The organism is uncultured Martelella sp. (assembly GCF_963677965.2).
GTDB lineage: Bacteria > Pseudomonadota > Alphaproteobacteria > Rhizobiales > Rhizobiaceae > Martelella > Martelella mangrovi.
In genome coordinates this window covers 314,990-337,432 of the sequence record NZ_OY782683.2, presented here as the reverse complement: position 1 = coordinate 337,432, position 22,443 = coordinate 314,990, and the positions used below count along the sequence as shown (strand labels likewise).

Below are 22,443 nucleotides of genomic sequence, written 5' to 3'. Positions count from 1 at the left end.
TCACGCTCCCGCCGGAGCCGGGCCAAGCCGGATGCCGGCACTTTCCAGCGCCGTGCCCGCAAGTTCGAGTACCAGTTCGGAGTGATCGAGTGAGCGGTCGCGGGCGGCAAGGTCGCGGTCGCGGATCATCGCCGCGAAAGCCCGGAATTCGCCGATCATGCGATGCGGATGCGCCTGCGCATCAATCGTCTCAGGATCTTCGCCGCGCAGCGCCAGGGTAAAGCCGCCACGGGCGGAATTCGGCGTGCCCGTCATCACGATGGCGCCGTCCTCGCCCTGGATCTTGGTGCGGATCGGGCCGCCGGAATCCTTGGCGCAGATGCATACGGCGCTGAAATCGTCATAGGCAAGCACGGCGATGCCGGACGTATCCACACCGCGTTCGACATTGGCGGTATAGGTGATCGATTTCGGACGACCAAACAGGCCGGCGACGAAATGCAGCGTATAGATGCCGATATCCATCAGCGCGCCCCCGCCCCTGGCCGGGTCGAAGGCGGGCAGCACCTCGCCCGCCTGAAACGCGGGATAGCGCGAGGAAAACTGGGAATATTCGCACTGGATCAGCCTGATCCTGCCGAGGGCCGCAACACGCTCCCTGATCGCCGCGTAATTGGCGAGGTAAAGCGTGGTGATCGCTTCGACCAGAATGAGGCTGTTTTTTTCCGCAATGGCGCGCAGTTGCCGGAGCTCATCGAGGTTCAGCGTGAACGGCTTTTCGCAGATCACATGCTTGCCGGCCTCAAGGGCGCGCCGGGCGAACTCGAAATGCAGACCGTTGGGCAGGCCGACATAGACCGTATCGATCTCCGGGTCGGCCAGACATGCGTCATAATCGACATAGACCTTGCCGATCCCGTGTTCCGCCTGAAGCCGTTCCAGCTCGGGGCGAGTGCTCTCCTGCCCGAAAATCGCGGCAAGGACGAGGCCCGGGATTTCGTCGGCGATCGAAAGGAAATCCCTGACGATCATACCCGATCCGAGGATGGCGAGTTTCATGCCTGCCCCTCCCGTTCGAGCATCGGGCGCAGGCCCTCTTCGAGGATGGAAATCAGCTCGATGGTCTGTTCCGGCGTCACCACCTGCGGTGCGCCGTTGATGATTGCATCGTAAATGCCGTCATACATGCGGCCATAATCGCCGACCTCGGAAATCACCTTTTCCTCGTGATAGAGACCGTCATCGTCGTAATAGGTCAGCGTGCCGTAATGCTCCGGCTGGTCGACCCCGAAACCCGGCTCACCGGGCATGTAGAACATCTTCAGATGGTCTTCCTGACGGTCCTTGGTTGCCTTCACGAACATGCCCTTCGTGCCGTAGACGACGAAGCTCGGGCGGTCCTTGACCCGGAAATAGCTCGATTTCACCGATACCTTGAGCGGGCCGTCATAGAACAGGTCAATGTCGAAATAGTCGTTCATCCGGCCGGGGCCGAGCAGCTGCCGCACATCGCTGCGGACTTCCTTCGGGCTGCCGAAATAGCTCAGCACCTGGTCGATGGTGTGGACGCCGTGGGCGAACAGATAGGTGCGCTTGGGGGTGAAGACCGGCACCTGTTTCGTCGGCACTTCGGGGCGGTAATAGTCATAATGCATCTCGACTTCCAGGAGATCGCCGAGGCGGCCGCTTTCGATCACCTTCTGCACGGTGAGGAAGTCGGAATCATAACGCCGGTTCTGGTAGCTTTGCAGGAACAGCCCCTTTTTCTTCGCCAGCGCGAACAGTTCGCGCGCTTCCGCCGCACTCGGTGCGAAGGGCTTTTCGACCAGCGCATTCTTGCCATGCTCAAGGATCTGGCGGGCGATCTCGACATGGGTTGCCGATGGCGTGCAGACAACGACGAGCTGGATTTCCGGATCGTTCCAGATGGCATCGAGATTATCGACATAATTGACGCCGTCGATGGGCGCCCATGGCGTATCCGACCCTGAAGGCGAATAGATCGTTTTCACCCGCAGATTGTCGCGGGTTTTCACGAACGGCAGATGGTAGCGGTTGGCGCTCTTGCCGTTTCCGATATAGGCGATCGTCAGCATGGTTTGCTTCTCCTTCGGGCCGGACATGCGCAGCACTGGATTTCGCCGGTCGTCCCCGTCTTCGAGGGTTCGGACAATTTTCGGCGCGCGATGCCGGATATTGCAGTTTTGGTCATGCGGTTTGCATCCCCGGCGGGATGCACGAATGCGCGGCGGTCGGGCCGGTCGCGCATTCGCAGGCTTCAGTCAGTTTCGTTTCCGTGCGGCGGCCTTAGCCGAGATCGGTGCCATTGGAGCCGATCACATCGTGATACCAGTGGAAACTGTCCTTTTTGATCCGCGCAAGGTCGCGCAGGTCCTGTTCGTCGCGGTTGATATAGATGAAGCCATAACGCTTCGCCGCGCCCTGATGGGTCGAGATCAGGTCGATGGCCGACCACGGGCAATAGCCGAAAATGTCCACGCCATCGCCGAGCGCCATCTGGATCTGCTCGATATGCCGACGCAGATAGTCGATGCGATAATCGTCATGGATCTTGCCGTCGACCACCTCGTCGAACGCGCCAAGGCCGTTTTCGGTGATGATCAGCGGCAGGTGATACCGGTCCCACAGCCGGCGCATGGTGGTGCGCATGCCGATGGGGTCGATCTCCCAACCGAAGGCGTTGGTCGGCAGGTGCTCGTTTTTCACCGCGCGGTAAAGCCCGACCTCGCCGCGCACGATCTGCTGGTCCGCGCCGCGATGCTGCAGGTCGCTGGCATCGCCGCGTGAGGCCCCGACGGTCTGGGTCGAATAATAGTTGAAGGCGATGAAATCCGGATGGGCGGCGGCAAGGGCTTCCGCATCGCCATCCTCGAAGGTCGGGGCCCAGCCCTTTTCCTTCAGGTAGGTCCAGGCCAGCGGGTGGTAGATGCCTTTGACCGCGATATCCAGATACATCAGATTGCGCACCGCATCCCAGTCATCCGCCGCGATCACGTCTTCCGGCGCGCAGCTTGCCGGATAGACCGAAACGATGTTCGGCGCGGGGCCGATCTTCGCTTCCGGCAGGATGTCGTGGCACAGCGTCATCACCTTGGCCTGCGCCACGAACATGTTGTGATTCTGCTGGTAGATGACGTCCTCGGAGGCCACGCCGCTGCGACCGGCGGTGCCGATCGCCTTGCCGTGCAGGATCATCATGTTCTGTTCGTTGATGGTGATCCAGTAACGGACCTTGTCGCCGAATTCATCGAACAGAACCCGGGCATAGCGGACGAAGGCCTCAACCGTGTTGCGGTCCGACCAGCCGCCCTTGTCATCAAGGGCGGCGGGCAGATCGAAGTGGTACATGGTGACGACCGGTTCGATGCCGCGTTCATGCAGGGCATCGATCAGGCGGTGGTAGAAGGCCACCCCTTCCGGGTTCACCGCCCCGTCGCCGTCCGGAATGACCCGGCTCCAGGCGATGGAGAAGCGATAGGCCTTCAGGCCGAGTTCGGCAAACAGCGCCACGTCTTCCGCATAGTGGTGGTAGTGGTCCGAGGCGACCTTGTAGTCGGCGACGCCTTCGGCCCGGTGCATATAAGTGTCGATGATTGAGGGGCCCTTGCCGTCCTCGTTCCACGCGCCTTCCGTCTGGTAGGCCGAGGTCGAGGCGCCCCAGAGAAAATCGTCAGGGAACGGCGTCTTTTTACTGTGTTGCATGCGTGTCTCCCGTCAATGCTTGATCGTGATGATGTCGGCGCCGGCCGAGACGGGACCGGCATCGGCAACGGAAATCTCAGCGCCGGCATCGGCATTGGTGACCACGACGATGACCGTCGCCGGATGCCCTGCTGCCTTGATGGCGGCGAGGTCGGCGGTGACCAGCGTCTGACCGGCGACGACGCGGGTGCCTTGCGGAACGGCGCCGGCAAAGCCTTCGCCCTTCATCTGCACCGTATCGACGCCGACATGGACCAGCACCTCGGTTCCGTCTTCGGTGACGATGCCGAAGGCGTGCCCGGTATCGACCGCCGATTCCACGACGCCGGAAACCGGTGCAACGATGGTGCCGTCAGCCGGCTCGACGCCGACACCGGGCCCCATGGCGCCCGATGAGAAGGCCGCGTCCGGTACATCGCTCAATGCGATGACTGCGCCGTTGCAGGGGGCGGCAACGGCTGCGGTGGCAGCCGGTGTTGCGGTCGCAGCGGCAGGCGTGGCAGCCGCGCCGAGGCTGGCGGCCGGCGCAGATGCGGCGGCGGGGCTGGCCGGAGCAGCGCCTGCTGCGGCTGCGGCCGGGGTCTGGCGCTTTTCGAAGTAGAACGACAGCAGATAGGTCATGACCGCCGTGACCACCGTAGTAATCGCCAGCGCGATCAGGATGTTGACCAGATAGCGGGTGGTGTTGTCGCCGATGTAGAGCACAACCGCCGGAAGCCCCGAGGAGCCGACCGCGAAACGACGGGTTGCCGTCAGGCCGGCGTAGAGACCACCGACACCACCGCCGATAAGGGTTGCGATCAGCGGATAGCGCTTGGGCAGTGACACACCGTAAAGCGCCGGTTCCGTCGGTCCCATCAGGGCGGTGAAGCCGGTTGCCGTTGCCAGCTGGCGGGTCTTGGCATCCTTGGTGATCAGCATGACGGTGAGCATGGCAACGCCGGTGGCGATGTTCGAGCACAGCGCGCCGGGGCCGAAAATGCTTTCATGACCGAAGGCTGCCAGCTGCGCGAAACCCAGCGGGGCAATGGCGTTGTGAATGCCGAACATGACCATGATCGGCAGCAGCGAACCGATGATGACCGGCGGTGCCCAGGGCGCGTTTTCGGTCAGGAACGAGAAGAAGATCGCCAGATAGCCACCGAGGAAAGAACCGATCGGGCCCAGCAGCGCCATGGCCAGCGTGCCCATGATCAGGAAGGTCATCATCGGCACGACCACCAGCTTGGCGGCATTCGGCGTGATCCGGTCGAGCCAGCGCTCGACATAGGACTGCACGAAGACAATCAGCAGGATCGGGATCACCGTCGAGCCATAGGTCGTCAGCGTCAGCGGAATGAAGCCGAAGAGATTGACTGGCTCGCCGGCGGCGACCATCGCATTCCAGTTCGGATGCAGCATCATCGCGGCAACGACACCGGCCATGATGCGGCTGGTCTTCAGCTTGTCGGCAGCCGAAATCGCAACGAACACCGGCAGGAAATAAAAAACGGCGTTGGAGAAGAAGGCCAGAACCCGGTAGGTCTGCGAATCCGTCGTGATCACATCGAAGACGACGAGCACGGCCAGAAGGGCCATGATCATACCGGCGCCGGACAGTGCCGGAATAATCGGCTGGAACGTGCCCGAAACGAAGTCGATCACGACGCTCAGAAAGTTCCTGTGCTTCGGCGTCACGGTCATGTCCGGGGCCTGCGCCTCGACGCCCGCATCGTTCATTTCCCGGTCGACTTCCTCGAAGACGTCCTTCACATGGGTGCCGATCACGACCTGGAATGTGCCGCCCGAAGACGCGGTCGCGGCAACACCGTCGAGCGCATTGAGCTCGGCGTTTTTGACAGCCGCTTCATCGCGCAGGGCAAAACGCAAACGCGTCTGGCAATGGTAGACGGACTGGACGTTCTGCGGCCCCCCGACCAGTTCGATAATCTCATGCGCCAGCGGCGCGTATTTCTGTGTCATTGCGTAAACCTCCTCCATTGAGGCGCAAAAAGGCAAAAAAAAAGGACCTGAGCGACACCTGACCTTCCGGTTTCAGTGTCAAATCTCAGATCCTGCTCCGCGACGTAAAAACGTACGGATTACATTCTGTTTTATCGCGGTCGCCGTGACCGTGGCCCTTACGCTAAGCGCCGTGAGGTACGGAAGTCAAGACGGTGAATCGGGGCAAAGCGGCGATCTGTGCAGCTTGCGCTATCGGTTGCAGGCCACGTTTGCGCACACGCCGATATGAGACGAAAGACGGCAAGTCTCCCGTTGAATCAGGGCGGAGAACCCCGAATATGGCGAAGAAATGGCAACGCCGGAAAAGGCATACTAACAGCGCGTTCTGCGCCAGATTGTCGCATATCCAGACGAAGGTCCGCTGCAGGACGGTGGCGTGTTGCGGGATCACCGCAACGCCGCTAACGGCCCGTAAAAACGGCAGGCACCAGACCGTTCGGTAATGATCCGGGCATCGGCTCCGGCAGTGCTGCGGCTGTGACCAGACGACGGTTTCCTGCGACCTTCCGCGGCGAGGTACGTCTTGCAAACACAAAAATAAGAGCCTATTTGAAGGTCATGGATTGTAACCGCTTCGGGCGGGCAAAACCTGGGTTCGGCTTACTGTGGCCGTCTCAGGTTTTTTTTTGCCCTGATGAGCGTGTTGAACCGGGAGAGAACATGCAAGATCGCCCTGAAAGGCTCCGCTCCGCGCCAACCGGCAGATGGCAGCGCGATGCCCGTTTCGGGCCGACGAACAAGGCGCTGGTGGTGGAACACCGGCGCGGGAGCGGGAGGGAGACGCCGATGCTCGTGCTGAAAATATTCAACAACAATGTTGCGCTGGTGCGTGACGAAACCGGTCGCGAGGTCGTCGTGCAGGGACGCGGCCTGGCATTTCAGGTGCGGCCGGGCGATCAACTCGACCCGACGGCCGTCCAGCGCCGCTTCGTGCCAGAGCCGTCCTATACGCCCGAAAACTTCGCCCAGCTCATAGCTGAAATCCCGCCCGGCCACATCGCCATTGCCGAGACCATCCTGAGCATGGGCGAAAAGGTCGGGCTGAAGCTCGACCGGCATGTCGTCGTCGCACTGGCCGATCACATCTCGATGGCGATCAAACGCCAGCTTTCCCATCAGTCGTTCGAAAATCCGCTGGAATGGGAAGTGCATCTTCTCTATGTGCGCGAGGCCCGGCTGGGGATGATGGCGCTCGACGAGATCGAACGGCAGACCGGCGTCCGCCTGCCCGATATCGAAGTGGTGCCGCTGGCGCTGCATTTCGTCAATGCGCAGGTCGGTGCGCGGCAGCTCAGTTCCGCCGTGCGCACCGCGCGGCTGATCCGGGATATCCTCGCAATGATCGAGGACGAATTCGGCATCAAGATCAGCGCCGACGATTCACTCGGCAGCGCGCGCTTTGCCACCCATCTGCGCCACCTGTTTCTCAGCCATCTGAGCGGCGAAACCTATACGCCGCTGATTGCCCAGCTGGCCCAGACATTCAAGGCAGAGGATCCGCGCGTCTATGAATGCGCCGAGCGGATCGGACACTATCTCACGGAAAAGATGGACTGGACCATCAGCGAAGACGAGACGGTTTACATCGCCCTGCATATCCAGCGCATGACACGGCGCGCCTTCAGCAATCCCGACATTCCGAAAGAGTAAGGAAAGCCACGCCCAGCCAGCCACAGGCGCGCGCGGAAAAGGACGGAACCATGAACGATACTATCGGCAAATCATCACGGGAGATCGTGGCCCTCATCGGCGGTCCGGCCAATGTCGAATCCGTCACGCACTGCGCCACGCGCCTCAGGTTTAATCTGAAGGATGACAGCAAGGCCGACCGTCCGGCCCTTCTGGATATCGATCTGGTCCTGTCGGTCGTCGAAAGTGCCGGCCAGTTTCAACTGGTGATCGGGCCGCAGGTTCCGGACGTTCATGATGCGGTGCTGGCCGCACTCTCCGGCATGCAAGAGCCCGCCCCTGCGCCTGAAGCCCCCGCGCCACAGACCCCGCCGCCGGCGCGCGACGCCGCCGCAATCGGTCAGCCCGGTTTCAAAAAACGCACGCTCGCCCTCATTCGCGGTTTCCTGAAACCGGGCGCTGAGGCGGATCGTGAATAGGCCGGCAAGACAGCGGCTGAAACCGCGTGATTTCGAACTGGCGATTGTGCAGATCGCCCCCTGAATGCAGCAATGGACGACATAAAGATGGACAACAATGCTACGGAACTTCTCGTACCCCTGAAGATCGCACACGGATTGCACGCGCGCCCCGCCGCAATGCTGGCCAACGCGGCCAAGGCCCACAAGGGCGCGGTCACCATCTCCTGCAACGGCAAGACCGTCAACGCCAAGAGCGTGGTGGCGCTGATGGGGCTGGGAACGCATTTCGGCGACAATCTGGCGATCCACATCGAAGGCGATGGCGCGGAGGCAACCGGCGACACCCTGATGGACCTGGTGCTTTCCGGCCTTGGCGATCCGATTGCCGATGCCCCCGCGCCGGAAGCGGAACTGCCGGAAAAGAAGGAAGACAAGCCGGCTGAAAGCAAGCCGCCGGGCGACGCCCTGCCTGCCTTTGCACCCGGCGCCGATGCGGTTGTGACCGGCCGTTCCGCCGTTGGCGGCTTTGCCGCCGGCCCTGTGACGCGCCGCGTCTCCGCAACCGCAGACCTGCGGAAGGATGGTGACGGCGCAGAAACCGAACGCGCACGGCTGGCATCCGCACGCGCTGCCGTAATCGCCCGCCTGACCAATTCCGCCGACGGCTCCCCCCTCAACCCGGTTGCAGCCGCGCACCGCGATATCGTTGACGACCCGGCGCTGATCGAGGCGGCGGAAGCCGGCATTGCCGCCGGACGCAGCGCCGAATGGGCGTGGAACGAGGCCTGCAGGGAACAGGCGGAAACGCTCGCCACCATGGCCGATGCGCGCATGGCCGAACGGGCAGCCGACATGCGCGATATCGCCGGACAGGTGATCGCCGAACTGTCGGGCAAGGGTGCAGCACCCGGACTTGCGGCCCTGCCGGCCGGCAGTATCGTCCTTGCCGATGAAATCCTCCCCTCCGAAATGCTCGGCCTTTCCGCCGGACATATCGCGGCCATCCTGATGCGCGACGGCGGCCCGACCTCCCATGCTGCAATCCTTGCCGCCGGTCTCGGCATTCCCACCATCGTCGCAATCGGCAGCGATGCCGACCGCATTCCCGACGGTGCGCCGGTGATCATCGACGCCAAGGCCGGAAGTCTGACGGTTTACCCCGACGATGCGGCCTTTGCCGAAGCCCGGAACAAGGTTGCCGCACAGGCCGAAAAACGCGAAACCCTGCGCGCGGCGGCAAAGCGCGACTGCTATCTCGCCGATGGCGCCCGGATCGAGGTTTTCGCCAATCTCGGCCATTCCGGCGAAGGCACGCTGGCCGTTTCGGAAGGGGCCGAAGGCTGCGGCCTTCTGCGCACCGAATTCCTGTTTCTCGACCGCGCGACCGCACCCAGCGAAGAAGAACAGCTTGCCGAATATCAGACCATCGCCGATGAACTCGGTGGCAAGCCGCTGATCATCCGCCTGTTCGATGCCGGCGGCGACAAGCCGATGTCCTATCTGCCGCTGCCTGCGGAGGACAATCCGTTTCTGGGCCTGCGCGGCATCCGCGTGGGGCTTGCCAAACCGGAGCTTCTGCATGCCCAGATCCGCGCGATCCTGCGCGTGAAACCCTATGGGGTGGCCCGGATCATGGTGCCGATGGTCGCTTCGGTTTCGGAAGTCGAGGCAGTGCGCGCACTGGTCGAAGAGGAAAGCCGCAAGCTCGGACGCGAAGCCCCGATCGAGGTCGGTGCGATGATCGAAACCCCGGCCGCCGCCGTCACCGCGGCGCAGCTGGCGCGGGTCTGCGATTTCTTCTCGATCGGCACCAACGACCTGACCCAGTACACGCTGGCCATGGACCGCGGCAATCCAGCCGTCGCCAAGGATGTCGACGCCCTGCATCCCGGCGTTCTCGGCTTGATCCGCATGACGGCGGAAGGCGCAGGCCCGTATCGGCGCACGGTCGCCGTCTGCGGCGGCGCGGCCTCCGACCCGGTCGCCGCCCCAATCCTGGTTGGCCTCGGCGTCACCGAACTCTCCGTCGCCCCGGCCATGATCCCCGAAATCAAGGGACTTCTGGAAACGCTGACGCTGGAACAATGCCGGGCACTGGCCGAAAAGGCCCTGAAAGCCGACAGCGCCGCGCAGGTCCGCACGCTGGATGCGGTCCCCGCCACCGCGTAACGCCAATCGCCTGACAAACAGCATCCGGATCAATCTGAACGGCGGGTTTCCAGGGAAGCCCGCCGTTTTTGGCTGCTGACAAAGCTATTCCTAAGTTTTTTCGTCATCCCGGCCTTGAGCCGGTATCCAGGGCCGCTTGCTCTGCACTTTCAAAAAGAGTCTTTGCGCGCAAGGACTTGCGCTTACTGGATTCCGGCTCAAGGCCGGAATGACGGCGGAGAAGGAGGCAAAACCGTGATTACTTGTGAGGTTTGTCAATAATCTAAAACGTCGGGGTTAGATGGCCGCGCCGGGTCAAAAATTGAAAAAAGACAAAAAGCTGTCCGAAAATCGGACAATAAAGTAGTCTGTCAATTGATACATTCGCGCAATCCGTTCTCGTTGTCTTGTGAAGGAGCCAAGATCGGAGCACGCGACCCCGCCGGTGAAGATCTCTGGCGACCTGTCTTTTCGGGAGGAGAAGATGGAGCGCATGGTAAGAAAAAAAGAATGGGAAGACTTCATGGCCGTGGGGCGTGTGCCCACCGGCCTGAACCATGACATTCTGGCCAGCTGGCAACGTTCGGCCAAGCATTCAGTTGCCGGACGCACGCGCGCGCCCGTCGTCAACGATGATGAGCTGGAAGGCCGCCGGGTTCAGGCGCGCCGGCTCGGCCGCGCCGCGCGCAGCGCACTGAACCGCGCCGGCAACCTGTTGATCGGAACGCGCGACATCCTGCTGCTCAGCGACGATGCCGGCGTGGTGATCGACACCGTCGGCGATCCTCATACGCTGTCTCAGGCCGAGGAAAATCATCTGCATACCGGCGGCCACTGGATCGAGGAAGCGATCGGCACCAATGCCATCGGCACGGCGCTGCATCTGGGAGCGCCCACGCTCATTCAGGATGCGGAGCATTTCTGCGAGGCCATCCAGCGCTGGAACTGTGCCGCAACGCCGATTACCGACCCGGGCACCGGCCGTATCCTCGGCGTGGTCGATATCTCCTGGCCCGGCGGCATTCAGCAGCCCAATGCCGTCGCGCTTTCCTCCGCTCTGGCACTGCAGATGGAAACCGAGCTGACTCATATGCTCGGCCATGAACGGGAAATCCTTCTGGAACAGTCCCATATCCGGCGTTTGCGCCGCGGCAGCGGGCCGATGCTGATCATGGATCGCAGCGGCGCCAATGTTTTTTCGACAGAGAATTTTGCCCGGTTTTACGATGACGACATCGATCTCGAGCAATTGCGAAAACGGCTTCCGGCACTGATCGACCAGCCTGCCGAGCAGATCGGCGAGGTTCTGGCCGATTGCCTGAAGAGCACCGATTTCGAGGTGATCAGCGACCGGGATGAACCGATCGGCATCCTGATCGCCCTCAAACGGTCGCGGTTGCGCGCCCAGACGAACAGATCGACTGCAACGGAGCTGGAGCAGATCGCCAGTGCGGGAGAAGCCTCGGCCGCGCTTTGCGCTCAAGCCCGGCGGCTTGCCGAAACCGGAATTTCGATCCTGATCGAAGGCGAAACCGGGACCGGAAAGTCCTTTCTGGCGAGAGCCATTCACAACGCCAGCAAACAGTCTGACGAACCGTTCGAAATGCTCGACTGCGCGCAATTGACCGAGGAAACCCTGCGCAATTGCTTCGCTTCGGATCACCAATGCATCGGAAAAGGCACGCTGTGTCTCAACAGTCCCGGCGCCGTTCCGGCATCCATACAGAAACTGCTGCTCACTCTGGTCGAGCAGTTCATGGAACAGGGCGGCCGGATCATCGCGCTTTCGGCACGCTCGCTCTATGAGGAGATGCGCGGGAACAATTTCCGCGGCGATCTCTATTACCGGATCGCGGGCGCGCGGCTTGAGATCACGCCGCTGCGGGAGCGCGCCGGGGAAATCGCGCCGCTCCTGCGCCAGCTCGTCCAGAGCCACGCCGCCGAAACCGGACGGCGGGAACTGCGGTTTTCGCCGGGCGCGGTGGGTGTTCTGAAAAATTATGCATGGCCGGGCAACCTGCTTGAGATGCGCAATCTCGTCGCCGCCCTTGATGCATTGTCGCCCACAGGGCTGATCGACGAGCGCATATTGCCGCGCGAGTTCCGGCAGCCGGCGCGGCGCAACGGAAGCGACACCCTGCGCGATGTCGAGCGGGCCGGCATTCTCGACGCCCTCGAGGCCGAAGACGGCAATCTTTCGCGGGTGGCGAAACGTCTCGGCATTGCCCGCTCCACGCTTTACCTCAAGCTTGACAGCTACGGCATCGAGACCCGGCGAAAGACCTGACCGGGCGTCCGAAACCTGTCTGTCCGGATGGCTGAAAACCGGACACTTTCTGTTTTGGCAAAAGATGCATCCTCCTGTTTGTGGCCTTCCCGTCTCGGGATGGCCGTAACAAATGGGAGGAGTTTTTCGTGACGATAATGGAGAAAAACAGCCGTTCCGTGCAGGTGCTTGGCATCGATGCGGGCGGAACGATGACCGATACGTTCTTCGTCGATGCCGACGGGGATTTCGTTGTCGGCAAGGCGCAGTCGACGCCCGACAACGAAGCGCGCGGCCTGCTCGAATCCAGCCGTGAAGGGCTGGAGCACTGGGGCCTGTCGCTTGAGGATGCGCTCGGCTCGATCCAGACCGGGGTCTATTCCGGCACGGCGATGCTGAACCGCGTGGTCCAGCGCAAGGGCCTGAAGACCGGCCTGATCGTCAATGCGGGCATGGAGGATTTTCACCGCATGGGCCGCGGCTGCCAGGCCTATCTGGGCATGGCCTATGAAGACCGCATCCATCTCAACACTCATTATTACGACGAGCCGCTGGTGCCGCGTCAGCTGACGCGCGGCGTGATGGAGCGCGTCGATATGTTTGGCGATGTGGTTATTCCGCTGCGTGAGGAAACCGCGCGTCAGGCGGCGAAGGAACTTATCGCGCAGGATGTCGAAGGCATCGTGATTTCGCTGCTGCACAGCTACAAGAACCCCGGACATGAGCGCCGGGTCCGCGATATCGTGGCCGAGGAGATTGAAAAGGCGGGCAAGACCATCCCGGTTTTCGCCTCGACCGATTATTATCCGGTGCGCAAGGAAACCCACCGCACCAATACCACGATCCTCGAGGCTTTCGCCGCCGAGCCGTCGCGCCAGACGCTCCGCAGGATTTCGACGGAATTCAAGGATAACGGCTCCAGATTCGATTTCCGGGTGATGGCCACCCATGGCGGTACGATTTCGTGGAAGGCCAAGGAACTGGCGCGCACCATCGTTTCCGGTCCCATCGGCGGCGTGATCGGCGCCAAATATCTCGGCGAGGTGCTGGGCTACAAGAACATCGCCTGCTCCGATATCGGCGGAACCTCCTTCGATGTCGCGCTGATCACCCAGGGCGAACTGACCATCCAGAACGACCCGGACATGGCCCGCCTTGTGCTGTCGCTGCCGCTGGTGGGGCTGGATTCGGTTGGTGCCGGCGCCGGCTCCTTCATCCGGCTCGACCCCTATACCAAGGCGATCAAGCTGGGGCCGGATTCGGCGGGTTACCGCGTCGGCGTCTGCTGGGCGGAGTCGGGCATCGACACGGTGACGATTTCCGACTGCCACGTCATTCTCGGCTATCTGAACCCGGACAATTTCCTCGGCGGCCAGGTCAAGCTCGACCGGCAGCGCGCCTATGACGCAATGAAGGAGCAGATTGCCGATCCGCTCGGCCTGAGCGTCGAAGAAGCAGCCGCCGGCGTCATCGAACTTCTGGACAGCGATCTTCGCGACTACCTGCGCTCGATGATTTCGGGCAAGGGCTATTCGCCGTCCTCCTTCACCTGCTTCAGCTATGGCGGTGCGGGCCCGGTCCACACCTATGGTTACACTGAAGGGCTGGGCTTCGAGGATGTGATCGTTCCGGCCTGGGCAGCGGGTTTTTCGGCCTTCGGCTGTGCCGCGGCGGATTTCGAATACCGCTACGACAAGTCGCTCGACGTCAACATCGCCGAGAATGCCCACGACGAGGCCAAGGAAATCGAAGCCAGAACGCTTAACGATGCCTGGCACGAGCTGGCCGAACGCGTGCTCGAGGAGTTCGAGCTGAACGGCTATTCGCGCGATCAGGTGCAGCTGCAGCCCGGTTTCAGGATGCAGTATCGCGGTCAGCTCAACGATCTGGAGATCGAAAGCCCGATCAATACCGCCACGACCGCGGCGGACTGGGACAAGCTTGTCGACGTCTTCAACGACACCTACGGCCGGGTCTATGCGGCTTCGGCCCGCTCGCCGGAACTGGGTTACTCCATCACCGGGGCAATCATGCGCGGCACGGTTCCGATCCCCAAACCCAACATCCCCAAGGAAGAAGAAGGCAGCCCGACGCCGGCGAAGGAGGCCATGCTGGGCACCCGCAAATTCTACCGCAAGGGCAAATGGGTCGATGCACAGCTCTACCAGATGGAGCGCCTGACGCCCGGCAATCATGTCACCGGTCCCGCCATCATCGAATCCGACGCCACGACCTTTGTCGTTCCGGACGGTTTCGAAACCTGGCTCGACGGCCACCGGCTGTTTCACCTGAAAGAAGTGTGACAGCCAAGGGAGGAGATTTACAATGAATATGCAAAGCAAAATCAAAGGCATCGTTCGCGGCGGCCAGACGCTGAAACAGCACCGCGACGAGATCATGGCCAAGACCAAGGCCAGCGGCCATTATGCCGGGCTGAAGGAAAGGGAACTGCACAAGGAAAGCCCGATCCTCTACAACAAGCTGTTCTCGCGCCTGCGCGCCGGCGTTGTCGATGCCCGCGAAACAGCCAAGAAGATTGCCGCCTCGCCGATCGTGGAACAGGAGGGCGAACTGTGCTTCACCCTCTATAATGCCGCCGGCGACAGCATTCTGACCTCGACGGGGATCATCATCCATGTCGGCACCATGGGTGCGGCGATCAAATACATGATCGAGAATGACTGGGAGGGTAATCCGGGCATCAACGACAAGGATATCTTCTGCAACAATGATTCCCTGATCGGAAACGTGCACCCCTGCGATATCCATACCATCGTCCCGATTTTCCATGAGGGCGAGCTGATCGGCTGGGTCGGCGGCGTCACCCACGTCATCGATACCGGCGCTGTCGGCCCGGGTTCCATGACCACCGGACAGGTGCAGCGCTTCGGCGACGGCTATTCCGTCACCTGCCGCAAGATCGGCGAAAACGACGAGCTGAAACGCGACTGGCTGCATGAAAGCCAGCGCGCGGTGCGCACCACGCGCTACTGGATGCTGGATGAACGCACCCGCGTTGCCGGTTGCCACATGATCCGCAAACTGGTCGAGGAAGTGATCGCCGAGGAAGGCATCGAGTCCTACTGGAAATTCGCCTATGAGGCGGTCGAGCATGGCCGGGTCGGCCTACAGAACCGCATCAAGGCGATGACCATTCCCGGCGTCTACCGTCAGGTCGGCTTTGTCGACGTGCCCTATGCGCATGAGGATGTGCGGGTGCCGTCGGATTTCGCCAAGGTCGACACGATCATGCATACGCCATCGGAAATGACGATCCGGCCCGACGGCACATGGCGTCTCGATTTCGAGGGCTCGAGCCGATGGGGCTGGCATACCTATAACGCCCATTCGGTGTCGTTTACCTCGGGCATCTGGGTGATGATGACGCAGACGCTGATCCCGACCGAGATGATCAATGACGGCGCGGCCTACGGAACCGAATTCCGCCTGCCGAAGGGCACATGGATGAACCCGGACGACCGGCGCGTGGCCTTTGCCTATAGCTGGCACTTCCTCGTCAGTTCATGGACGGCGCTGTGGCGCGGCCTGTCGCGTTCCTATTTCGGCCGCGGCTATCTCGAAGAGGTCAATGCCGGCAATGCCAACACCTCGAACTGGCTGCAGGGCGGCGGGTTCAACCAGTATGACGAAATTCATGCGGTGAACTCGTTCGAATGCGCAGCCAACGGCGTCGGCGCATCGGCGGTTGCCGACGGCATCAGCCATGCCGCCGCCATCTGGAACCCGGAAGGCGATATGGGCGACATGGAAATCTGGGAACTGGCGGAACCGCTGGTCTATCTCGGACGCCAGGTCAAGGCCAGCTCCGGCGGTGCGGGCAAGTATCGCGGCGGCGGCGGCTTTGAATCGCTGCGCATGGTCTGGAACGCCAAGGACTGGACGATGTTCTTCATGGGCAACGGCCATATCAGCTCCGACTGGGGGCTGATGGGCGGCTATCCGGCGGCATCCGGCTATCGCTTTGCAGCCCATGACACCGGGCTGAAGGAAAAGATCGCCAATGGCGACCCGATCCCCTTCGGCGGCGATGCCGACCCGGAACACCCGACCTTTGACGCGCTCGTCAATCCCGACGGCATCAAGCGCGACAAGCAGGCGATCACCACCGAGGAGATGTTCAAGGACTACGACCTCTACCTCAACTATATGCGTGGCGGGCCGGGCTTCGGCGATCCGCTCGACCGTGACGCTGCGGCCGTGGCCGAGGACGTCAACGGCGGATACCTGCTCGAACGCTTCGCCGAGACCGTCTATGGCGTGGTGCTGACAAAGGGCGCCGACGGCCTGTTTGCCGCCGATGCGGCCGGAACGGAAAGCCTGCGTGCGAAGATCCGCAAGGATCGGCTGGCAAAGGCGAAGCCGACCCGCGACTGGATGGCCGGCGAGCGGGAACGCATTCTGGCCAAGGATGCGGGCACCCATGTCCAGCAGATGTTTGCCGCCAGCTTCAAGCTCGGCCCGAAATGGGAAGAGGGCTTCCGCAAGTTCTGGGATCTGCCCGACGATTGGAAGCTGCTGGAAGCGGATCTGCCGATCCCCTCCTATGGCCGCGAATATTCGATGGATCTTTCCGATCTGCCGGATGTGAAAACCGTCCAGTTCGTCGAGGAATGATCCCGCAGGGTGCCGCCCCCGCCTGTCTTCGCGGCACCCCTTTTTATTCAGGAGAAAGACAATGGCTTACACCAAGGCAAAGATCAAAGACCTGGTCGACGGCAAGATTGACCGCGACACGCTGCAGACGATGCTGTCGACACCCAAGGACGGGGACCGCTTCGTCAAATATATCGAAATCCTGCAGGAACAGGTGCCGTGGGATGATCGGATCATCCTGCCGCTGGGGCCGAAGCTCTATATCGTCCAGCGGCCATCGGACAAGAAATGGGTGGTCAAATCCCATGCCGGCCACGAGTTCTGCGACTGGCGCGAAAACTGGAAGCTTCATGCCGTGATGCGGGTGCGCGAAACCGCAGCCGACATGGAGGAAATCTATCCCAAACTGATGGCGCCCTCCTCCGACTGGCAGGTCATCCGGGAATATTACTGCCCGATCTCGGGCGATCTGCTCGACGTCGAAGCGCCGACGCCATGGTATCCGGTGATCCACGACTTCGAACCGGACATCGACGCCTTCTACACCGAATGGCTGGGGCTTGAGGTGCCGGAGCGCGCCGCCTGACCGGGAAGCCGGCCAGAAATAACGCGGGACGCGTTTTGTCAGCAGTCTGCGGCGCGCAGCGAAAGCTGCGCGCCGTTTTCTGTCACGAGGTCGAGAGGATCTGGCTGATACCGCCGTCGATGATGAAGTCGGCCCCTGTGACCCACTCCGACTCGTCGGAGGCCAGATAGAGCGCGCAATTTGCGATATCGTCGGGCTGGCCGGCTCGTCCGATCGGCTGCATGTCGTTCATCTCGACGAGCTGTTCTTGCGTGAGAACGCCGAGGGCCGGCGTCATGACCGTACCGGGAGAAATCGAATTCACGCGGATCTTGTGCGATGCGCCTTCAGCCGCCAGTTGCCGTGTCAGAGCAAGCACGCCGCCCTTGGCCGCGGCATGAGCGGCCTGGCCGGTTGCGCCATAGCCGCGATGGCCGATCACCGAAGCCGTGTTGATGATATTCCCGCCGCCTTGCGCGACAAAGTGGTTCCACGCAGCACGGGTTGCGTAAAACACGGTGTCGAGTTCCATGCGGAGCGTGTGGGACCAGTCTTCCCACGACATTTCTCCAAACGGGCTCATCCGCGGATTGCCGGCATTATTGTAGAGAACGTCGATCCTCCCGGCGGCTGCGATACCATCCTCGATCCAGCGCGTCACGGCATCGGAATCGGTCAGATTGACGATGGAAGAGTCCATCTTTCCGCCCTGCGCGCGGACCATTTCAACCGTCTCGGCCGCTTCCTTTTCTTTCAGGTCGCAACCAATGACATGCGCGCCTTCTTTCGCAAACAAGAGCGCGGCAGCGCGTCCCTGACCACCGGCGGTTCCGGTGATGAACACGACCTTGTTGTCCAGTCTTCCCATGAATTTCTCCTGTTTTTCCCGGTCCCTGAAGGCCGTTGGTCGGCAAGGCATATCCTGGAGAGCTCCGGCTTCGGGAACCGCTTTCAGTCTGACTTTCGCGCTCTCGACAACGCATCTGACGTCCACATCACTCAAACTAGACGCCTTCGTCTGCTTCTAATAGTATTAGACAAAAGTGTCTAGTTTATCGATTTGCCATCGGTCTGATCTGTGATGTGGTAAAGGAGGGCCTCTTGTCTCAGGCGCATGAAGGGAAGTCATTGTCGGAAGATGCTCCGCGCGGAACCCCGCGCACGCCGATGCAGCTGCGTGGCCAGGCGCGGGTTGAGGCCATCCTTGACGCAGCAGCCGGGATCATCGCGGAAAACGGCCTGCCCGCGCTGACGATGCACGGCATCGCCCGTCGGGCATCGACCTCGATTGGCTCTCTCTACCATTTCTTTCCGGATCAGGCCGGCGTGCTCGAAGCGCTGGCGGCGCGGCACAATGCACGCATCGAGCATATCAAGGCCGAACTGAATGCCGTTCCCGAGGAGACCTGGCGGAACCTGTCAGTCGACGCTGCGATCCAGCGCCTCATTTCGCCCTATCTCGACTACGCAAGGCGACACCCCGATTTCTTCCCGTTGATGCACGGCAAGCGCACGCCGGCAGAAGAAGCGGGTTTCATCGAGGAGGTCAGGCGCATGCTGGCGGCCCGTTTGCCGGACCTGTCGACGGCGGCACTGGAGCGCCATGCGGCGATGCTGCATGCGATAGCCGCAGGCACCCTGCATGTCGCCTATGTGCTCGAGCCGGAGCAACTGGCCTACTACATGCGGGAGGTTCCACGCGTTCTGACCGCCTATCTCACGGAGATCGAACGCGAACGACGCGGCTGTTGACATCGAGGCACGAGCATGGCCAATTCCGCCGATGCTATTGTATTTCAAGGGAGATTAGCAATGCGGCGAAATGCTTTGATAGCCATTATGTCCACGGCCCTTCTCGCCGGCGCCACCACGTCCTCTGCGAACAACGGCATGAGCGAGGACCAATGCCTGGCCGTTATCATGGCGATGTCAAAGCTGGAAATCTCCATGATTGGCAAGGCACCGCTCGACGAGGCCACTGCCGCATTGGCAGACGTGCAGCCGACCCTTCCCGCAAACGTGACGCCGACCGTCGATGATCTGATCGCCGTGGCAGAAGAAGCGCAGGAATTCGAGACGGGAGATCCGCAGCACCCCATGGCGACAGGCGCCTTTCAGACGGCGAGCCGCAATTACCGCGAAGCGCTCGCGCCCTATTGCCCCAGCTTCGACCTGAACTACTGACAACGGGCTGCCACGCCGGTTGAAAGCACATGGAAGGCCGAAAGCCTTCCTCAGACTGCTGACAAAGTCGCCCCAGCTTCTTTCGTCATACCGGCCTTGAGCCGGTATCCAGGGCCGCTTGTTGTGCGCCTCCAGAAAGAGTCTTTGCGCGCAAGGACTTGGCCCTTATTGGATTCCGGCTCAAGGCCGAAAGCCTTCCTTCAACAGACCTTGTTCAAAATCAGCGCTCAGGCTGCCATTCCTCCGCTGCAACTTGCACCTTCAGCCTTTCAAGCTCAGCCTCGGTTCCGACTGACGCCCTGCCCCAAACAGCAGGGCCGATATCCCGTCGCAGGCAGCGGCACTGGGTCAGTCGGTAAAGTAGCTGCTGTTTCTGCGGGCGATGACGGGCAGGTCGCGCAGGACATTCCGCAAATGCGCCCGCATTTCCATTTCGGCGCGATCCGGATTGTGGGCGGCGATCGCTTCGACAATGGACGCATGCTGTTCTTTCAGCGCATTCGACATCATCTCGTTGAGAGCCAGAAAGCGAACGCGGTCAAGCTGCGCCTTCTGCATCTCGATAACACTCCAGGCAAAAGGCAGGTCCGCGCCCTGGGCCAGCGTCTTGTGAAAAAGATCATCCAGCTCCATGAACCTGGAAGGTATGCGCGCCTCCTCGGCGGACTGGTCTTCCAGTTGGCGGTATAGTTCGTCGATCTGGCGTTTTGCCATCAACCGCGCCGCCGCGCGCGCGATATCAGCCTCAAGCGCTTCCCTAATCGCCTGAATCTGGACGACTTTCGAAATCGAAATCTGCGGTACGCTGCTGCCGCTCTTCGGACGGATATCGAGCATGCCCTGGTCCGCCAGCCTGATAAAGGTTTCGCGCACCGGCTGACGGGAAACCTTGAGAGCCTCGGCAACGCCGGCTTCCGAGACCCGGCGCCCCGGCACAAGATAGTTGCGGATGATGGCGTTGCGCAGCTTTCGGTGCACCTGCGGAACGATGGGCTGGGTGAAATCCACAGGCCCCAGAAAATCAAGGTTTGCTTCCGTCATGTCTTCCGCCATCCCCTAACATTACCATTCCAATGCCGACGGGCAACCATACCACTACCAGACTCAAATTTACCATACTAAATAAGCCAATTCTGGGGATTTTAGCCGTTACGTTAGTCCAAACCGTTGTTTTTTTGACGTTGGCGGACTCTGCCTGAAAACGGACACTCACCCTCCTCACAATCGAAATTAAATACAAAATCCAAACATTACATATTTTAAAATACAAATCTCATCATAACAAATTTAAATATCAATTTAAAAAATTATAATATTCAAAAAACTAGCGCATAATAACAAATTATGTGCCTGAATTCCAAAAATAATACTCCGATGTCGCGATCAGAAAGGAAAAAATGACGAAATCATCGCCCATAAACATACGATTCCGAGACCCCAGGACGGGCGAGCATGATCGTTGACATGGGAAAATTGTATGGTAGTTTTTCTCCATCACTTGACCTTGTCAGTCAGTTATAATCTTCGGGAGGTTAGATAATGAATTGCCACAAACGGCGCCTTACGGCGTTCGCAGCCACTGTTGCGACCCTTGCCCTTGCAACGGGCGCAAGCGCTCAGGAAATCACCGTTCAGGCGCTGGACCATTTTCTCGAGCCGGTCATCGAGGCATTTGAAGCGGAAAATCCGGGAACGACCATCAATCTTGAGGTTGTCAGCTATCAGTCCGTCGCCGAAAGCCTGCCGGTACAGCTCGCGTCGGGTGGCGGCCCCGACATCTCCGTTGTGACCGATTTTGGTGGCATGTCCGAGTATTATCTGGATCTGACGCCCTACGTCGATCAGGACTATTTCGAGAAACAGTTTGGTATGGTACTTGACTGGATGCGCGGTGAGGGTTCCGACCCGAACGCCATTTACGGCCTGCCGGATTCGATCACGGTGACCGGCGGTTTCGTGAACAAGACATTGTTCGAACAGGCCGGCGTCGCGCTTCCGGGTGCCGATGCGACCTGGGCAGACTGGGGTGCGGCAGCGCACGAAGTCGCCGAAGCAACCTATACCGATTTCCCCGTCGAGATGGATCGCTCCGGGCATCGTTTCGCCGCCATGGCGATTTCCTACGGCGCAGAGCTTGTCGACGAGGAGGGAATGCCGGTTATCGACGAGGGGCTGCGCAACGCCATCGAGCAATTCGTCGAGTGGCACCGCGACGGCACCATGCCGATGGACCTGTGGGGCGCCGTCGGCGGCGCGACCATGCGCGACAATTTCACCGATTTCGTCAACGCCACGACGGTTCTCTACTATGGCGGCTCCTGGCAGCTGCGACGCCTTGATGAGGAAGTCGGCGATTTCTTCGACTGGGAAGTTATCAACGCGCCATGCGGCGTTGCCGCCTGCTCGGCCATGCCCGGCGGTGGAGCTCTTGCCGGCTTCAAACATACGGACGAGCCGGAACTGGTCGGCAAGTTCCTCAATTTCGCGGCGCGGGACGAGAACCTGCGGACGATGATCGCGGCAGCCGTCAATATTCCCACCGCGCAGTCGATGGTTGAATCCGGCATTGAATATCCGGGTGTCTCCGAGAAGGTCCAGAACGGGCTTTCGACCTTCATCAACCAGATCCCGAAGATGTCGCCGACCGCCTATCGTTTCCAGGGCTGGACCTTCGAGCGGGCGATGATGAATTCGATGACGACGCGCATCAGCCAGGTTCTGAACAACGAAATGGATATCGACACCGCGCTGGAGCGCATTGATCAGGACGTCCGGCTGGCGATCTCGGCAGCGCAAAACTGATCGGTCCCCGCCAAGGTCAATACTGAAACAGCGTGACGGATGCTGTCCGTCATGCTCAGTCAGCGCCAATCTCTAAAGGTGATATTGTGGCAAGTGGTACGATTTCG

The 22,443-nt window shown here is 60.9% G+C and carries 16 protein-coding genes; 10 read left to right on the top strand and 6 right to left on the bottom strand.

Annotation, left to right across the window (positions count from 1 at the left end; translation table 11 throughout):
* From ACHZCU_RS22485 to ACHZCU_RS22470, 4 genes are all read right to left on the bottom strand, one after another.
* Entirely contained in the window at nucleotides 1-999 is a 999-nt protein-coding gene (locus tag ACHZCU_RS22485; protein WP_319520534.1) for a Gfo/Idh/MocA family oxidoreductase, read from the bottom strand.
* Nucleotides 996-2,036: a Gfo/Idh/MocA family oxidoreductase gene (locus ACHZCU_RS22480; protein WP_319520533.1), complete on the bottom strand. Its 1,041-nt coding sequence runs from the start codon at nucleotides 2,034-2,036 to the stop codon at nucleotides 996-998. Before ACHZCU_RS22480 ends, ACHZCU_RS22485 begins: the two co-directional genes overlap by 4 nt.
* A 211-nt stretch (nucleotides 2,037-2,247) precedes the next feature.
* A complete protein-coding gene (locus ACHZCU_RS22475; RefSeq protein WP_319520532.1) occupies nucleotides 2,248-3,663 on the bottom strand; it encodes a glycoside hydrolase family 1 protein in 1,416 nt (471 codons plus the stop codon).
* Nucleotides 3,664-3,675: 12 nt separating this feature from the next.
* Nucleotides 3,676-5,625, bottom strand: a complete 1,950-nt coding sequence (locus ACHZCU_RS22470) for a beta-glucoside-specific PTS transporter subunit IIABC (RefSeq protein ID WP_319520531.1) — start codon at nucleotides 5,623-5,625, stop codon at nucleotides 3,676-3,678.
* A gap of 702 nt (nucleotides 5,626-6,327) precedes the next feature.
* On the opposite strand from ACHZCU_RS22470, the gene ACHZCU_RS22465 reads away from it, so the two are divergent.
* From ACHZCU_RS22465 to ACHZCU_RS22435, 7 genes are all read left to right on the top strand, one after another.
* A complete protein-coding gene (locus ACHZCU_RS22465; protein ID WP_319520530.1) occupies nucleotides 6,328-7,317 on the top strand; it encodes a PRD domain-containing protein in 990 nt (329 codons plus the stop codon).
* Between the two features lie 50 nt (nucleotides 7,318-7,367).
* The gene (locus tag ACHZCU_RS22460) at nucleotides 7,368-7,775 is read left to right on the top strand and encodes a PTS glucose/sucrose transporter subunit IIB (protein ID WP_319520529.1); all 408 of its coding nucleotides are present in this window, start codon (nucleotides 7,368-7,370) and stop codon (nucleotides 7,773-7,775) included.
* Between the two features lie 87 nt (nucleotides 7,776-7,862).
* Nucleotides 7,863-9,926 carry a phosphoenolpyruvate--protein phosphotransferase gene (gene ptsP / locus ACHZCU_RS22455; protein ID WP_319520528.1) on the top strand — a complete coding sequence of 688 codons (2,064 nt, stop codon included), beginning with the start codon at nucleotides 7,863-7,865 and terminating at the stop codon, nucleotides 9,924-9,926.
* A gap of 472 nt (nucleotides 9,927-10,398) precedes the next feature.
* Nucleotides 10,399-12,192, top strand: coding sequence for a sigma 54-interacting transcriptional regulator (locus ACHZCU_RS22450; protein WP_319520527.1), 1,794 nt, complete (start codon nucleotides 10,399-10,401; stop codon nucleotides 12,190-12,192).
* A gap of 137 nt (nucleotides 12,193-12,329) precedes the next feature.
* Nucleotides 12,330-14,474 (top strand): hydantoinase/oxoprolinase family protein, encoded by a 2,145-nt coding sequence (locus ACHZCU_RS22445; RefSeq protein ID WP_319520747.1) that lies wholly within the window; start codon nucleotides 12,330-12,332, stop codon nucleotides 14,472-14,474.
* 22 nt (nucleotides 14,475-14,496) lie between these two features.
* Entirely contained in the window at nucleotides 14,497-16,806 is a 2,310-nt protein-coding gene (locus tag ACHZCU_RS22440) for a hydantoinase B/oxoprolinase family protein (RefSeq protein ID WP_319520526.1), read from the top strand.
* A gap of 61 nt (nucleotides 16,807-16,867) precedes the next feature.
* Nucleotides 16,868-17,371 carry an acetone carboxylase subunit gamma gene (locus ACHZCU_RS22435; RefSeq protein WP_319520525.1) on the top strand — a complete coding sequence of 168 codons (504 nt, stop codon included), beginning with the start codon at nucleotides 16,868-16,870 and terminating at the stop codon, nucleotides 17,369-17,371.
* A gap of 82 nt (nucleotides 17,372-17,453) precedes the next feature.
* Here ACHZCU_RS22435 and ACHZCU_RS22430 read toward each other — a convergent pair whose 3' ends face one another.
* A complete protein-coding gene (locus ACHZCU_RS22430) occupies nucleotides 17,454-18,218 on the bottom strand; it encodes an SDR family NAD(P)-dependent oxidoreductase (RefSeq protein WP_319520524.1) in 765 nt (254 codons plus the stop codon).
* Nucleotides 18,219-18,478: 260 nt separating this feature from the next.
* On the opposite strand from ACHZCU_RS22430, the gene ACHZCU_RS22425 reads away from it, so the two are divergent.
* Both ACHZCU_RS22425 and ACHZCU_RS22420 read left to right on the top strand, forming a co-directional pair.
* The gene (locus ACHZCU_RS22425; RefSeq protein WP_319520523.1) at nucleotides 18,479-19,102 is read left to right on the top strand and encodes a TetR/AcrR family transcriptional regulator; all 624 of its coding nucleotides are present in this window, start codon (nucleotides 18,479-18,481) and stop codon (nucleotides 19,100-19,102) included.
* Nucleotides 19,103-19,189: 87 nt separating this feature from the next.
* Entirely contained in the window at nucleotides 19,190-19,534 is a 345-nt protein-coding gene (locus ACHZCU_RS22420; RefSeq protein ID WP_319520522.1) for a hypothetical protein, read from the top strand.
* A gap of 348 nt (nucleotides 19,535-19,882) precedes the next feature.
* Here the strand turns inward: ACHZCU_RS22420 and ACHZCU_RS22415 are convergent, their stop codons facing one another.
* Entirely contained in the window at nucleotides 19,883-20,575 is a 693-nt protein-coding gene (locus ACHZCU_RS22415) for a GntR family transcriptional regulator (protein WP_319520521.1), read from the bottom strand.
* Between the two features lie 498 nt (nucleotides 20,576-21,073).
* Between ACHZCU_RS22415 and ACHZCU_RS22410 the strand changes: the two genes are divergently transcribed.
* Nucleotides 21,074-22,336, top strand: coding sequence for an ABC transporter substrate-binding protein (locus ACHZCU_RS22410; RefSeq protein ID WP_319520520.1), 1,263 nt, complete (start codon nucleotides 21,074-21,076; stop codon nucleotides 22,334-22,336).
* Nucleotides 22,337-22,443 lie beyond the last annotated feature (107 nt).